Here is a 15,709-nt window from a genome sequence, read left to right as displayed (position 1 = left end):
GCCGGCCCGGTAGCTTCACGCTGCTCTTCGCCATCGAAGCCGCGATGTTCCTGGCGCTCGCCGGGATCGCGGCCTCGGTCCGGCTGCCGCGCGCTCCCGGTCTTGAACTGGCCCCGCAGCCCCAGGGCGGCGGAGTGCGCGCACTGCTGCGGCACCGCGCGATGGTGCAGCTCTGCGTGCTCGGATTTGTCGTCTTCTTCGCTTGTTATGGGCAATTCGAATCCGGGCTTGCCGCTTACGGGACCGAGGCCGCCGGAATTCAGCCGTCGACACTCGGAATCGCGCTGGCCGCCAATACGGCCGTGATTGTCGTCGCGCAGTTCGTGGTGCTGAAGGTCGTGGAGAAGCGGCGGCGCTCGCGGGTGATCGCCGTAGTGGGTCTCATCTGGGCGTTCGCCTGGGTCATCGCGGGGTACGCAGGGCTGGGGCACGGCAGCCAGACCATGGCGACGGCCGCGTTCATCTCGACGTACGCGCTGTTCGGGCTCGGGGAGTCCATGCTGTCCCCGACCGTCGCACCGCTGGTCGCCGATCTGGCGCCCGATTCCATGGTCGGTCAGTACAACTCGGCCTTCGCGCTGGTCAAGCAGCTGGCCCTGGCCATCGGACCTGCTGTCGGCGGGCCGATGGGGGCTTCGGCCCATCTCGTGTACATCGCGACCTTCGTGGTGTTCTCCCTCGGCATCACCACGCTGGCCCTGCGGCTGGGGCGGCGGCTCACCCCCGTACAGGACAATCCGTCGCTCGGACACGGTTCGCGGGTCGTGGCGTCGCATCTGCCGGAGCCGGCGGCTGCCCCGCACTGACGACCGGCCCCTGGCAGACAGCAGCTCACGGCCGGTGGGGCGGCAGGCCTACGGGAGAGAGCCCTGCCGGTCCGCCGAGTGCTCGGGGAGGGCGAACTCGCACCAGACCGCCTTTCCGCCGCCCGGTGTACGGCGGGAGCCCCAGGACGAGGCGATCGTCGCGATGATCGAGATACCCCGGCCCGCCTCGTCGGCGGGCTCCGCGCGGCGGCGGCGCGGCAGATGGTCGTCGCCGTCCGTCACCTCGATGATCAGCCGGCGATCGGTCCTGCGCAGCCGCAGCCGCATCGGCGGGGTGCCGTGCTGGAGGGAGTTGGCCACGAGTTCGCTGGCTGCCATGACGCCCAGATCGTGCAGTTCCACGTGAAACCTCCAGGACGTCAGCACGCCGGAGGCGAAGGCCCGCGCGCGCGGAGCCGCTTCCACCCCGCCCAGCAGGTCCAGCGCCGCGTTGTGGAACAGCTCGGCGGCCGGGCCCGTCCGCGCGGGATGCTGGACGACCAGGACCGCGACGTCGTCGTCGTGCTCGGCCGTGACGCCGAGCGAGCGGATCAGCCGGTCGCAGACGACCTGCGGGGCACCGGACGCACCGGACAGAGCCCGCTCCAGAGCGGCCACGCCCTCGTCGATGTCCTCACCCCGGCGCTCCACCAGGCCGTCGGTGTAGAGCACGGCGGCGGAGCCGGGCGGCAGCGCGATCGAGTCCGATGTGTGCTGCCAGCCGCCCGTCCCGAGCGGCGGCCCCGTCGGGTCGGCGGCGCGGCGTACCGTGCCGTCCTCGTCCCTGACCAGGACCGGCAGATGGCCGGCCGACGCGTAGACCAGGCGCCCCTCGTTGGGGTCGTGGACCGCGTAGAGGCAGGTGGCGATCTGGTTGGCGTCGATCTCGGAGGCGAGGCCGTCCAGGAGCTGGAGGATCTCGTGCGGGGGCAGGTCGAGCCGGGCGTAGGCCCGGACTGCCGTACGCAGCTGGCCCATGACCGCGGCGGCCCGGACCCCGCGGCCCATGACATCGCCGATGACCAGGGCGGTGCGCCCGGCGCCCAGGGTGATCACGTCGTACCAGTCGCCGCCGACGGCCGCGTCCGTGCCGCCCGGCTGGTAGGTGGCCGCGATGCGCAGGTCGTCGGGCTGCTCCAGCTCCTGGGGCAGCAGTGATCTCTGGAGGGTGACTGCCGTTTCGCGCTGTCTGCGCTCGCTGGTCCGCAATCGTTCGGCCGCGTCGGCGTGGTCGGAGACGTCGGCGGCGAAGACGAGGACCCCGCCGTGCTCCGGGAGGTTGGGGACCGGGGTGCAGGTCACGGTGTACGAGCCCGCACCCGGACCGGACTGCACGCGACGCGACTTGACGGTACGGGGGGTTCCGCTCCGCAGTACCTGGTCCATCAGGGGGAGGAGCCCCAGCTCGGCGAGTTCGGGCAGTTCGTCCGCCGCGCACGCGCCGGTGGTGCGGGTGCCGAAGGCCGCGGTGTAGGCGTCGTTGACGTACGCGACGCGGTGCTCGGTCCCGTACACCAGGGCGACCAGTGCGGGCAGGCTGCCGAGGATCTCCCGTACGGAGAGCTCGTCCAGCGCCGGAAGCCGGTCGGTGTCAGCGGTCAACTCGGCTTCCGGGCCCGGGGGCTGGGCGGACTCACCGCGGGCTGCTGGCACGGAACTGTGATCGGTCCGCGCGGCGGCGCGGCGCTGTGTTCCGGGGAGCCGGGCGCTCCAGCGCGTGAAGTTCACTGCTTTTCAAGCCTCGTTTGTCGTGACGGGACGGCTGGGACCTGCTGCTCACCCGGTGGGGGATCCGGGTCGTACGGGGTGTTCTGTGCTGATCTGGAACCACCTATGGTCACACGTCCAGTGTGACCGGCGGCACTCTCGGCGTCAGTCCCGCTGCGGGCGGTCGCCGCCGGCGGCCCATTCGAATTCGGCCCGCGGGTGTTCCAGCGAGCCGAGCGAAACGATCTCGCGTTTGAAGAGTCCGGCGAGCGTCCACTCGGCGAGGACCTTGGCCTTCCGGTTGAAGGTGGGTATACGGCTGAGGTGGTACGCGCGGTGCATGAACCAGGCAGGGTAGCCCTTCACCTTGCGTCCGTAGATGTGGGCGACACCCTTGTGGAGGCCGAGCGAGGCGACCGAACCCGCATACGCGTGTGCGTAGTTGCGCAATGGCCTGCCGTGCAGTGAGGCGACGATGTTCTCGGCGAGGACCTTCGCCTGGCGCACTGCGTGCTGTGCGTTGGGCGCGGTCTCCCTGCCGGGCTCGTCCGATGTGAGGTCGGGGACGGCTGCCGCGTCGCCCGCCGCCCAGGCGTGAGCGGTCCCTTCGACGGTGAGCTGGGCCGTGCAGCGCAGCCGGCCGCGGGCGTCGAGCGGGAGGTCGCTGGCGGCGAGGACCGGGTTCGGTTTGACGCCCGCGGTCCAGACGAGGGTCCGGTTGGGGAAGCGGGCGCCGTCGCTCAGCACGGCGACCCGGTGGTCGCAGCTGTCCAACCGGGTCTCCAGCCGGACGTCGATGTTGCGGTTGCGCAGCTCGCGGATCGCGTACTGGCCCATCTCGTGGCCGACTTCGGGCAGGATGCGGTCGGCGGCCTCCACCAGGATCCAGCTCATGTCGTCGCGGTCGACGTTGTGGTAGTAGCGCGAGGCGTAGCGCGCCATGTCCTCCAGCTCGGCGAGGGCTTCGACCCCCGCGTAGCCGCCGCCGACGAAGACGAAGGTCAGCGCGGCATCGCGGACCGCGGGGTCGCGGGTCGACGAGGCGATGTCCATCTGCTCGATGACGTGGTTGCGCAGGCCGATGGCCTCCTCGATGCTCTTGAAGCCGATGCCGTACTCGGCGAGGCCTGGGATCGGCAGCGTGCGGGACACGGATCCCGGGGCCAGTACGAGTTCGTCGTAGGGGATCTCTGTCGCACCGGTCCCGTCCTCGGGGCCCGCGAGGGTGGTGACGGTCGCGGTGCGCTCGGCGTGGTTGACGGCGGTGGCTTCACCGATGACGATCCGGCACCTGTCGAGGAGCCGCCTGAGCGGCACGACGACATGGCGGGGCGAGATGGAACCGGCCGCGGCCTCGGGGAGGAACGGCTGATACGTCATATAGGGGTCGGGGGTGACCACGGTGATCTCCGCTTCGCCGCCCTTCAGCTTCCGCTGGAGACGCAGCGCCGTGTACAGACCGACATAGCCGCCGCCGACGACGAGAATGCGTGTGCCGGTCCGGGGTCCCTGGCCGGACCCGGGGTTCGTCTCGTGGGAGAGGGGAGCAGTCACTGTCCCATGAGGCAACGAGCAATCGACTTTGTCCACAGGCCCGACAAATTGTGTGACCGGAGAACCCCGGCGCGCAGCAGCGGACCGTTCCCCCGCGGGAAGGGAAGGGCCGCAGGTCAGCGGGTGGGGCGGTCAGCGGGCACTGGGGCGGAATACGGAGAGTCCAGGCCCATACTCCGATCGGGGGGCGCTCCGTGCGGAACTACCCTCTTCTGAATCGCCCCTTGCTCAACTATGTTCGTAGTTCGCCGGGGTGTCGGGTCTGGGCCCCGGCGGGACCAGGCGGGGAGTCTCCGGGGGGAGACATCATTACCGGGGGATCGCATATGCACATTCAGGACGCTCATTGGCAGGCCGCTGTCCCGGCCGGGAGCAGCGCACGGGCGGCTGCGGGCACGGTCCCGCGCTCGGCGCCGCTTCGCGTGGACGCACAGCGCAATCTGGAACATGTACTGCGGGCCGCCCGCGAGGTGTTCGGTGAGCTCGGGTACGGCGCACCGATGGAGGATGTGGCGCGCCGGGCGAGGGTCGGGGTCGGCACCGTGTACCGCCGCTTCCCCAGCAAGGACGTCCTGGTCAGCCGGATAGCGGAGGAGGAGACCTCCCGCCTGACGGAGCAGGCCCGTACGGCACTTGGGCAGGAGGACGACCCGTGGTCCGCGCTCTCGCGCTTCCTGCGGACCTCGGTGGCCTCGGGTGCGGGACGGCTGCTGCCGCCCCAGGTGCTGCGCGTGGGGGTGGCCGAAGCGGCCGAAATCGGCGACGCGGTCCTCGGTGGAGATCCGCAGCAGGCCGGACCGGGCTCCCCGGAGGAGACGCGCGTACCGCAGCAGCGGTCTGCTCCCCAGGGCGCCGACGGACCGCCGGTGACCGGCGCACTGCCCGGGCTCTCCGACGACAGCACAGGGGCCGTGGAGCTGCTGGAGGTCGTGGGCCGGCTGGTGGACCGGGCGCACACAGCAGGGGAGTTGCGGGGCGATGTCACCGTGGCGGACGTCCTGCTGGTGATAGCCACGGCGGCGCCGACGCTGCCCGACGCGGCACAGCAGGCCGCCGCGTCCTCACGGCTGCTGGACATCCTGCTGGAGGGGCTGCGGTCGCGTCCGGCGTGAGCGAAGCCTGAGGCCTCACGGCGGGCTGCCCCACGGCGGCAGCCGTACCGGCAGGCCTCGCAGCGCCGTCCCTCGTATCGGCAGGCCTCGCAGCGGCAGCCGTCGTATCGCAGGTACTCGTATCGCCAGTGCTCGCATCGGCGGCACTCGTTTCGGCCTCGCTGCTCGGTACGGCTCGGCTTCGGCTGCTCGGTACCGCTCGTCCTGCAACCGCTCATCCGGGGCCTGGGGACAATTAGTTGAGCCTTCCCCCATCGAGTGAAGGTTAGTGCTCCGATTCGGGAAAACTCCCCGGATGAGTGGTTGCCGGACGCGGACGGCCGGTTGTAGCCCTCTCTGTGTCAGTCTTGGCCGGTGTTCTGGTCCGAGGGTGTGTACGGGGGCTTTCCGCGATGAGCAGTGAAGGGCGGGACGAGCCACTCGGCGCGGCCGGCGGAGCGCATCGGCTCCCCGGACAGGTCCCGGGTCAGTCGTCCGGGAAGGCATCCGGGCAGACATCCGGCAAGGGGCCCGGGCCGGCGTCCGGCCAGGGCGGGCCTCCGGACGGTGAGTGGTTCGCGAGCGTGCCCCAGCAGCGTGAGGGCGGCAGCAGCGTGCTCCCGCCGCCGCGCTCCCTGGATCTGCCGCCGTCGGACGCCGAGCTGATCGCGCAGATGAGGGAGGGCGACGACAGCACCGACAGCGCCTACGAGGAGCTGTTCCGCAGGCACTCCGACGCGGTGCGCCGCTACGCCCGTACCTGCTGCCGTGACGCGCACACCGCCGACGACCTGACGGCCGAGGTGTTCGCGCGCACGCTGCAGGCGGTACGGGGCGGGGCAGGGCCCGAGCAGGCGGTGCGGGCGTATCTGCTGACCACGGTGCGCCGGGTCGCGGCCGCCTGGACGAAGACAGCCAAGCGGGAGCAACTGGTCGAGGATTTCGCCCTCTTCGCCGACCAGGCCGCCAGGTCCTCGTCGTCGGAGGTGTCCGACCAGGACACGCTGGACCTGGGCGCCGATGTCCAGGCGATGCGGATCGCCGAGAAGTCGCTGGCCATGGAGGCGTTCCGGTCGCTGCCGGAGCGCTGGCAGGCGGTCCTCTGGCACACCACCGTGGAGGAAGAGTCCCCGAGCGACGTCGCCCCGCTGTTCGGGCTGACGGCCAATGCCACCGCGGTCCTGGCCAGCCGGGCCCGTGAAGGGCTCAAGCAGGCCTACCTCCAGGCCCATGTGAGCCAGACGCTCACGGCGGGCGGCGACTGCGCGCAGTACGCCGACCGGCTCGGCGCGTACGCCCGCGGCGGCCTGCGGATGCGGGCCGAACGGGGGCTGCGGAAGCATCTGGAGGAGTGCGCCAAGTGCCGGCTCGCCGCGGGCGAGCTGAAGGACGTCAACTCCGGGATTCCCGGGCTCGTTCCGGTCGCGGTCATCGGCTGGTTCGCCGGGGGGTCCGCGCTCAAGGCCGCCGGGCTCGTCGCGGGCGGCGCCGCCGGGGCAGCCGGCGCGGGCGCCGCGTCGGGCGGAGGTTCAGCGGGCGGCGGGGCTGCCGCGTCCGAAGGGCTCGGCATGCCCGCGAAGGCCGGTATCGCAGCCGGTGTCGTCGTCGCGGCGGCCGCCGGTCTGGCGTTCGCGCTGTCGGGCAGCGACGCTCCCGCACCGAAGCCGCACGCGGCGCCCCCCGCCGCGCAGCCTGTCGTACCGCCCAAGCCCACACTGCCGCCACGGCCGAAGGCACCGCCCGCTCCCCCGGCACCCGCGCCCAGGCCCGCCCCGAAGCCGAAGCCCGCGCCGGAACCCCCGAAGGCCGCGCCCAAGCCCCCCGCGCCGAAGCCGGCCCCCACCCCACCGCCGACGCACAGACCCACCCCACCGCCGAAGCCCACCCCGACCCCGAAGCCGCCGCCCGCGCCGGTACCGGCCGTCTACCAGGTCGCCGCCCTCGCGTACTCGCTCGTCGGCGACCACACCGCGCCCGAGCTCAGCCTCAAAGACAGCGGCCCGGTCTGGCAGCGCCGCCAGCCGGTCATGCGGGGAACCCAGTACAACAGGGGCATCAGCGTGCACGCCCCGTCCAGCGTGACCATCCAGCTCAACCGCCAGTGCTCCACCTACGAAGCACTGGCCGGGCTGGACGACATGTCGCTCGGGCTCGGCGCGGTGCGCTTCTCGGTGTACGGGGACGCGACCCGGCTGTGGAGTTCGCCCGTCGTGCACGGCCGGGATCCGGCCAGGCGGGTGCGGGTCGCCATCGCGGGCTACCGGACGCTCCGGCTCGTCGTCGAACGGAGCGGACCGTTCGGCTCGGTGGCGGTGGCCGACTGGGCGCAGTCACAGATCAGCTGCCGTTGACCGACCGGACCTGATCCCGGCTCGCGAGTTCCGGGCGGCCCCGCGAGCCGCTGCTTCCCTCCCCCCGATTGCCCCTGACCGCGCGAGTCCCTGGCCACGCCGCCTCCGCCCTCCGCGCGTGAGCCCCTAAAGACTCCGCCGCGGCACGACCCCGCCCGCCACCGCCCGCTGTTTCGGTGCCGCTGTCCCGGTCCAGCAGCTGCCGCGCCGGGACAGCAGTCTGCGCAGCCACAGCTCCGTGGAGACCAGGTCGGCGAGCCCGTCGAGTGGCAGCCGCTCCCCCTCGGCGGCCGCACGCAGCGCCTTGCGGACCACCCGCGCCTCGATCAGGCCGGCGTCCGCGAGCAGCGGGGCGTCGAACAGGGCGATCAGCGAGGGGAGCGAGGCGCGCAGCCCCTGGTGGAACGAGGCCGTCGCGGTGGTGTGGGACGGGGCGCCCCAGCCGGCCGGCAGGTCGTGGATGCCCGCGCCCGCCAGCACCGTACGGAGGATCTCGGCCCGGGCGCCCGGCTGGACCCGCAGCGATTCGGGGAGCAGCCGGGCCGCCCGTACCACCTGGTTGTCGAGGAACGGCGCGTGCAGCCGCTGGCTCCGTACCTCCGCCGCCTGTTCGAAGACCCGGTGGTCCGCCGCGTACCGGGCGAGAGCGGCGCGGGCGCGGGCCTCACCGGGGCGCTGCACCGAGGTGGGGCGCAGCGCCGACTCCTCGAGGCGTACGGAGACTTCGGCGAGCGCCTCACCGGTCAGCCAGCGCGCCGCGGGCCCCGGACGTGACCAGGTGAGGGCCGCCAGCGAGGCGTCCAGCGTGGAGCCTTCCGCGATGTGCTGGACATCGCGGTCGCGCAGCAGGGCGGCGGCCGCCTCGATGCCCGCGCGGTACGGGGTGCGGGCCAGTCTGCGCGCGGCGCGGTAGACGGTGAAGGGGATGAGGACCGATCCGTCCGCCTTGGCCAGCGCCGCCACCGGTTTGACCAGATGGCGTCTGCGACGGTCCATCAGCAGGTCGGCCAGGCGCGCGGGGTGGGCGTCGAGCACCTGCCGTGCGCCGTCCCCCACCAGGTGGTCCGCGCTGCCCGCGGCGAGCCGCAGCCGGTGGCGCTCCGAAGTGATCAGCGACGGGCCCGGCTCGTCGGTCAGCGGGCCCGACTCCAGATCGGCGTACGGCAGGGCCTCTTCGCCGCCCGCGACGACCACGTGGTGCAGTCTCGGATTGGCCGCGATGGCGCCCGCCCGTTCCAGTTCGGGCCCGTGGCCCCGCGCGGAGAGGTCGTTGAAGGTGACGGCGAGGAGACGCTCCCCGGCACCCGTGCCATGGCCGAGGATCGTGCCCGGCACCCCGGGCAGTCCGGCCGCGAGGAGCGTGAGAGTGGCGGACGCGCTTCCGCCGGAGAGGTCGGCGCCGATTCCGGGGGCGGGCGCCGGGGCCCCGCGGGCCGCGCGCCGTTCGGCCGGGCCCATCCCCGGGACCGGGCCGGGATCGGGCGGCAGCGTCTCGGGGGCGTGGCGCGGCGCGGTGAGCCGGGCGCGTACGGCTTCGACGAGCGCGTCCCGTACGCCGTCCACGGCCCGGTCCGGGTCGATCTGGGCGGCGGCCACGGCGAGCGAGGCCACCTGTTCGTACCCGGTGATCTCCCGGGAGCCCTCGCGCAGGATGAGGGCGTGGCCCGGCGGGATGCGCCGCACCCCGGCGTAGGGGGTCGAGTCGCGCAGCGCCTCGGGTACGTCGGGGCAGGCGAGCAGCGCGGCCAAGTAGCCGATGTCCAGCTGGGCTTCGACCAGGTCGGCGAGGGGGAGGGCCGCGGTGGCGTACGCGGTGCCGTTGGCCCAGGGGGTGTGGAAGACGGGCCGTGCGCCGGCCAGGTCGCCGACGACGGTGACCCGGCGCCCGGACTGCACGACGACCGTGTAACTGCCCGCCCAGGCCGTGAGATGGCGCAGGGCGCCACCGCGCGCGGCGAACAGACCGACCCGCAGCTCCTCGTCCGTCGCGGCACAACAGCCCAGTACGGCAAGGCGGGTGAAGGGATCGACCGAGATGACCCGCACCTCGTCCGGCCGCCAGTCACCGACCGCCCAGAGGGGGTCGGGGTCGCCCCACAGCAGCTGCGAGCCGACGGGGTGAACCGTGCGGCCCTCGTCCGTGCCGCCCACCGAACCGGCCGTGCCGAAGCTCGCGGCGGTACTGCTCCACCCCACCAACCACCGCATCGCCGCCTCCACAGGCTGTGGACAACTGAACGCCGGGGGCGTTCAGGACCATGCTGCCATGACAACGGCGTACCGGAGGGGGTACGGGAGCGCGCACCCACATGCGAATGCGCCCCCGGCAAAGGCCATTCGGTCTTGCACCACGAGGGTCGTCATCCGGCCATTCTGGCGGAGTGGCATCTGTGCGGGAACGGGGGCCGACGGGCCGCAGAGCGCTTCGGTCCGGGAGACGTCACACGCCTCCCGGACCGGCCGGCCGCCCGCGGGGATTGAGGCGGCCGTATCCCCCAGCCCACTGGATCCTGTGCAGCGGGCCGACCCACGCACTCCACATGGAAGACCTCACCGGACGGCCGGACCAGAGCGCACGGCCGGGCGCACGGCCACACAACGGGAGCACGGGCCGCGGTTGAGAGCGCTCCGTGCGGGCAACAATCCCGCCATCCGGAACATCACCCCTTAACGGTAGGGATGCGGCGAACTACGCTGGGTTTACGAATGCCGTGCACGGCTTCTCGGACAAGAGGAGTTGCCGCGACACGGCGGCCGTCTGTGTGTCGAGGGGTGGCGCATGTCCAGGGAGCTACGCGGGCCGAACGACAAACTCGGCACCGTTCTCGCCGTAGCGGGAATCAGCAACGCCGGACTGGCGCGACGGGTCAACGACCTCGGCGCCCAGCGCGGCCTGACGCTTCGGTACGACAAGACGTCCGTGGCCAGGTGGGTCTCCAAGGGCATGGTGCCCCAGGGCGCCGCGCCCCACCTGATCGCGGCGGCGATCGGCGCCAAGCTGGGCCGGCCCGTACCGCTGCACGAGATAGGCCTCGCGGACGCGGATCCGGCCCCCGAGGTCGGGCTCGCCTTCCACCGCGACGTCAGCTCAGCCGTGGTGTCGGCGACCGATCTGTACCGGCTGGACCTCGCGGGGCGCCGGGCCGGAAGTGGCGGGATCTGGCAGTCGCTCGCCGGGTCGTTCGCGGTCACGGCATATGCGACCCCTGCTTCGCGGTGGCTGATAACACCCGCCGACTCCTCGGTGGAGCGGGGTGCCGAGGAGCTGGCGGACCCGGCCGCGCTGCGGGTCGGCCACAGCGACGTGACCAAACTGCGGGAGGCCGCGGAGGACGCCCGGCGCTGGGACTCCAAGTACGGCGGCGGGGACTGGCGTTCGTCGATGGTGCCCGAGTGCCTCCGGGTGGACGCGGCTCCACTGCTCCTCGGCTCGTACTCCGACGAGGTGGGCCGCGGGCTCTTCGGCGCGACCGCCGAACTGACCAGGCTCGCCGGGTGGATGGCGTTCGACACCGGCCAGCAGGAGGCCGCCCAGCGCTACTACATCCAGGCGCTGCGGCTCGCCCGCGCGGCAGCCGATGTCCCGCTGGGGGGATATGTCCTGGCTTCGATGTCGCTCCAGGCGGTCTACCGCGGCTTCGGGGACGAGGGGGTGGACCTCGCGCAGGCGGCGGTCGAACGCAACAGGGGCCTCGCGACGGCCCGCACGATGAGCTTCTTCCGACTGGTCGAAGCACGGGCGCACGCGCGCGCCGGTGACTCGGCGGCGGCCGGCGCGGCACTGAAGGCGGCCGAGGGCTGGCTGGAACGCTCGCGCGAAGGCGACGCCGATCCGTCCTGGCTCGGCTTCTACTCGTACGACCGCTTCGCCGCCGACGCCGCCGAGTGCTACCACGATCTGAAGGCGCCGCGGCAGGTGCGGCGCTTCACCGAGCAGGCGCTGTCGAAGCCGACGGAGGAGTTCGTCCGGTCGCACGGGCTGCGGCTGGTGGTGAGCGCGGTGGCGGAGCTGGAGTCCGGCAACCTCGACGCGGCGTGCGCCGCGGGCACCCGGGCGGTGGAGGTAGCCGGGCGGATCTCGTCGGCGCGCACCACCGAGTACGTACGGGATCTGCTGCACCGCCTTGAACCGTACGGCGACGAGCCGAGAGTGGTGGAGTTACGGGAGCGGGCCAGACCACTTCTGGTGGCGCCCGCGTAGAACGGTCCTCCCCCCTGGTTTGAGGGCATTGTCAGTGGGCCAGTGCACTATCGGGGTGGGAGGAGGTGCGATGTCTTACGGGAACGGCAGCACGCGAAGCAGCGGCACGCGTGGCGACAACAGGCATGGCGGCAACAGGCATGGCGGCAGCAGCCGGGACAGCGGCGGCGCTCATGGCGGCAGCAGCCGGGGCAGCGGCAGTCGGGACAGCGGCACCCGGGACGGCCACGGCGGCTACCGCGGCGGTTTCGACTGCGATGTGCTGATCATCGGCGGCGGGATCGTCGGGCTGTCCACGGCGTACGCCCTGACGCGCTCCGCACCGGGCACGCGGGTCCTGGTGCTGGAGAAGGAACAGCGCACCGCCCACCACCAGACGGGCCGCAACAGCGGGGTCATCCACAGCGGGATCTACTACCGGCCCGGCTCCCTGAAGGCGCGGTTCGCGGTGCGCGGCGCTGCCGAGATGACCGAGTTCTGCGCGGAGCACTCCCTGCCGTACGAGGTGACGGGCAAGCTGATCGTCGCCACGGAGCGGGACGAGCTGCCCCGGCTGCACGCCCTGGCCCAGCGCGGCCGGGAGAACGGGATTCCGGTACGGGAGCTGGGTCCCGCCCAGATCGCCGACGACGAGCCCGGGGTCCGGGGACTGGCCGCGATCCGGGTCGCCACCACCGGGATCGCCGACTACGGCGCGGTGGCCGCGCGCCTCGCGGAGCTCTCGGAGTCGGCGGGGGCCGAGATCCGGTGCGGGGCCGAGGCCGTCCGGATAGCGCGGCGCCCGGAAGGCGTCGCGGTCGCCACATCGGACGGAGCGGTGATACGGGCCAGGGCCCTGGTCAACTGCGCAGGGCTGCACTGCGACCGGATCGCACGGCTCGCGGGCGACGACCCGGGGATGCGGATCGTGCCCTTCCGGGGTGAGTACTACACGCTGGCCCGCCCCGGCATGGTGCGTGGCCTCGTCTATCCGGTGCCCGACCCGGCCTTCCCCTTCCTCGGCGTCCATCTGACCCGGGGCACCGACGGCACCGTCCACGTCGGGCCGAACGCGGTGCCGGCGCTGGCCCGCGAGGGGTACGACTGGGGCACGGTGCGCCCCGCCGAGCTGGGCACGACGCTGGCCTGGCCGGGCGCGTGGCGGATAGCGGGGCGCCACTGGCGGTACGGGGCGGGCGAACTGCACCGCTCGCTGTCCAAGCGCGCCTTCACCGAAGCGGTGCGGCGGCTGCTGCCCGCTGTCGAGGAGGCGGATCTGCGCCGTTCCCCGGCCGGGGTGCGGGCCCAGGCGGTGCTCAGGGACGGCACGCTGGTCGACGACTTCCTGATCCGGGAGGCCCCGCGCACGGTCCACGTGCTGAACGCCCCCTCACCCGCCGCGACGGCAGCCCTGCCGATCGGCCGCGAGATCGCCCGCAGGGCACTGGCCTCGGTGGGGGTACGGGCCTGAGCGTGCGGCGCGACCGCGGGGCCGGGGCACCGGCGGGATCGTCGAGGCGTCGCACCGGCGAGACCACAGAGCCGGGGCACCGGCGGGACCGAAAAGGCGCCGCACCGGCGGGACCGTAGAATCGGGGGCACTGTGTCCGATCTCCTGAACCCCCCACCAGAGCCCTCGCCGCCCCGCCGCGCCAAGGGCGAGCCGCGCTTCCCCGGCGGGCCCGCGGCCGACCCCGCGGGCTCGCACCACGAGCGCCGGATCCGCAGCTTCCAGCCGCGCCGCAGCCGCGTCACGACCGGGCAGGCCGACGCCCTGGAGCGGCTGTGGCCGCAGTGGGGCCTGGACATCGACGGGCGGCGGGTCCTCGATCTGCCCACCCTGTTCGACGGTCTCCCCGTGGTCCTGGAGATCGGCTTCGGCATGGGCGAGGCCACCGCGCAGATGGCCGCGGCCGACCCGTCGACCGGGATCCTCGCATCCGATGTGCACACCCCGGGCCAGGGCAACCTGCTGCGTCTCGCGGAGCGGAACGGGCTGTCCAACATCCGGGTGGCCAACGGCGACGCGATCATCCTGCTCCGCGAGATGCTGAAACCCGACGCGCTCGCCGGACTGCGGGTGTACTTCCCCGACCCGTGGCCCAAGAGCCGCCACCACAAGAGGCGCCTGATCCAGCCCGAGTTCCTCGACCTGGCCGCGGCCAGGCTCGCACCGGACGCCGTTCTGCACTGCGCGACCGACTGGGTCCCGTACGCCGAACAGATGCTGGAGGTGCTCACCGCGCACCCCTGCTTCGAGAACACCACGGCGGACGGCGGCTACGCACCGAGGCCCGGCTTCCGGCCGCTGACCAGGTTCGAGGGCCAGGGACTCGACAAGGGCCACGCGGTGCACGACCTGCTGTTCCGCCGCAACGACCGCCCGAGCGACCACTAGGGTCTTCCGTCCGGGTCAGCCACGGGCACGCACGGGCAGGGCGCGGAAACGGCGTGGAAAGCCGGTACGGCGTCGCGGTTGTCAGTGCCGCTCGTTAGGCTCAATCGGGTGTACGAGTCGAGCGCGCCGCCCGGGGCGGCCCATCCGGTGGTCCCGGTGTACGAGGAGCAGCCGCGCTTCGACGCCGTTCCACCGCGTGCACACTGGCGCTACGCACCCCGCAGGGACTTCTGGCGGAGCAAGGCGCTGCGCGCCTCCGCGGTGATCATCGTCCTCGCGATCTGCGGCCTGCTGATCCTCTCGCTGGTCCGCGAACAGACCGGCACCGAAGGCTTCCTGGTCGGCATCGGTCTTGCCGTGCTCCCGGTACCACTGCTCATGGCGGCCTTCCGCTGGCTGGACCGGGTCGATCCGGGGCCCTGGCGCAACCTGATCTTCGCCTTCGCCTGGGGTGCGTGCGCCGCGGCGCTCGTCGCGATCATCGCCAACTCCTTCGCCACGCACTGGATAGCGACGGCCACAGCGGACCCGACGAGCGCGGACACCCTCGGCGCGAGAGTGGTGGCGCCGATCGTCGAGGAGAGCGCGAAGGCCGCGGCGATCCTGCTGATCTTCCTCTTCCGCAGGCGCCACTTCACCGGGATCGTGGACGGTGTGGTCTTCGCGGGCTTCACGGCGACCGGCTTCGCCTTCACCGAGAACATCCTGTACCTGGGCAGCGCCTTCGGCGAGGACAAGTCCCTCGGGTTCTCGGGCGTTCCCTCCGTGACGGCGGCGACCTTCTTCGCCCGGGTGGTCCTCTCGCCCTTCGCGCACCCGCTGTTCACCGTGCTGACCGGCATCGGCTTCGGCGTCGCGGCGCTGGCCGCCGAGCACCAGCGGCTGCGCCGGACCGTGCCGCCACTGCTCGGCCTCCTCTGCGCCATGGGGATGCACGCCCTGTGGAACAGCTCCTCGGCCTTCGGCACCTATGGCTTCTATCTGGTCTACGGCGCGTTCATGGTCCCGGTCTTCGGGGTGATCACCTGGCTCTCGATCTGGACCCGCCAGCGGGAGCTGCGTACGATATCGGCCGAACTGCCCGCGTACGCGGCGGCGGGCTGGCTGGCTCCCGCGGAGCCGCTGGCACTCTCGTCGATGCGGGCGCGCGCCATGGCCCGGGGCTTCGCGGCGCGCACGTTCGGCGGAGGGTTCGGCGCGACGAGCCCGCACCTGGGCCCCCACCCCGACGCAGCCCCGCACGCCCCCGGCCCGTATCCCCCCGGTCCGTACGGCCAGAGCCCGTACCACCGGCCGCCCGCGCACGCCGATGCGAAGTCGCGGGCCAGGGCAGCGTCCCGCGCGGTCTCCGAGTACGAGGCCTTCGCGACCACCCTCGCCTTTCTGCGGCACCGGGCCCACCGCGGGGTCGTGGGCCCGGACTTCGAGGCGCGTGAGCAGGAGCTGCTGCACCACCTCTGGCAGCGCAAGGAGATCGCCGGACCCGCGCTGCTCTACGCGGCGCAGGCGACCGGGCGGGTACGGGTGCCGCCGCCGCACCTGCACTACGGCGGCTACAACCCGTACCAGCACTGATCGGCCACCCCGGCCGTTCCTCAGGCGGAGAACTCAGGGCGGAGGAC

General features: G+C 72.7%; 10 protein-coding genes (1 of these 10 running past the window's edge). 7 read left to right on the top strand and 3 right to left on the bottom strand.

Features of this window, described 5'->3' with window-relative positions; genetic code table 11:
• Positions 1-806: the 3' portion of an MFS transporter gene (locus OG285_RS18375; protein WP_356835032.1), read on the top strand. Its footprint begins 463 nt before the window's first position; the window shows 806 of its 1,269 coding nt (coding positions 464-1,269); its start codon lies beyond the left edge, outside the window; it ends in the stop codon at positions 804-806.
• Between the two features lie 48 nt (positions 807-854).
• Here OG285_RS18375 and OG285_RS18370 read toward each other — a convergent pair whose 3' ends face one another.
• Together OG285_RS18370 and OG285_RS18365 are read right to left on the bottom strand one after the other, a co-directional pair.
• A complete protein-coding gene (locus tag OG285_RS18370; RefSeq protein ID WP_371791586.1) occupies positions 855-2,534 on the bottom strand; it encodes a SpoIIE family protein phosphatase in 1,680 nt (559 codons plus the stop codon).
• Positions 2,535-2,678: 144 nt separating this feature from the next.
• Complete coding sequence (locus tag OG285_RS18365) at positions 2,679-4,103, bottom strand: NAD(P)/FAD-dependent oxidoreductase (protein ID WP_371791585.1); 1,425 nt, start codon at positions 4,101-4,103, stop codon at positions 2,679-2,681.
• Between the two features lie 290 nt (positions 4,104-4,393).
• Here OG285_RS18365 and OG285_RS18360 point away from each other — a divergent pair, with 290 nt between their 5' ends.
• Entirely contained in the window at positions 4,394-5,179 is a 786-nt protein-coding gene (locus OG285_RS18360) for a TetR/AcrR family transcriptional regulator (RefSeq protein ID WP_371791584.1), read from the top strand.
• Between the two features lie 392 nt (positions 5,180-5,571).
• Positions 5,572-7,509: a sigma-70 family RNA polymerase sigma factor gene (locus tag OG285_RS18355; RefSeq protein WP_371791583.1), complete on the top strand. Its 1,938-nt coding sequence runs from the start codon at positions 5,572-5,574 to the stop codon at positions 7,507-7,509.
• A gap of 126 nt (positions 7,510-7,635) precedes the next feature.
• Here the strand turns inward: OG285_RS18355 and OG285_RS18350 are convergent, their stop codons facing one another.
• A complete protein-coding gene (locus OG285_RS18350) occupies positions 7,636-9,717 on the bottom strand; it encodes an asparagine synthase-related protein (protein ID WP_371791582.1) in 2,082 nt (693 codons plus the stop codon).
• Positions 9,718-10,288: 571 nt separating this feature from the next.
• Between OG285_RS18350 and OG285_RS18345 the strand changes: the two genes are divergently transcribed.
• From OG285_RS18345 to OG285_RS18330, 4 genes are all read left to right on the top strand, one after another.
• The gene (locus OG285_RS18345; RefSeq protein ID WP_356834861.1) at positions 10,289-11,710 is read left to right on the top strand and encodes an MFS transporter; all 1,422 of its coding nucleotides are present in this window, start codon (positions 10,289-10,291) and stop codon (positions 11,708-11,710) included.
• A 70-nt stretch (positions 11,711-11,780) separates the two neighbouring features.
• On the top strand, positions 11,781-13,160 hold the full coding sequence (lhgO, locus tag OG285_RS18340; protein ID WP_371791581.1) for an L-2-hydroxyglutarate oxidase: 1,380 nt from the start codon (positions 11,781-11,783) through the stop codon (positions 13,158-13,160).
• Positions 13,161-13,292: 132 nt separating this feature from the next.
• Positions 13,293-14,087 (top strand): tRNA (guanosine(46)-N7)-methyltransferase TrmB, encoded by a 795-nt coding sequence (gene trmB / locus OG285_RS18335; RefSeq protein ID WP_356834865.1) that lies wholly within the window; start codon positions 13,293-13,295, stop codon positions 14,085-14,087.
• 108 nt (positions 14,088-14,195) lie between these two features.
• Entirely contained in the window at positions 14,196-15,662 is a 1,467-nt protein-coding gene (locus tag OG285_RS18330; RefSeq protein ID WP_356834867.1) for a PrsW family intramembrane metalloprotease, read from the top strand.
• Positions 15,663-15,709 lie beyond the last annotated feature (47 nt).

Origin of the sequence: Streptomyces sp. NBC_01471 (assembly GCF_041438865.1) — a bacterium.
GTDB lineage: Bacteria > Actinomycetota > Actinomycetes > Streptomycetales > Streptomycetaceae > Streptomyces.
This window is presented reverse-complemented; position numbering and strand designations above follow the sequence as displayed.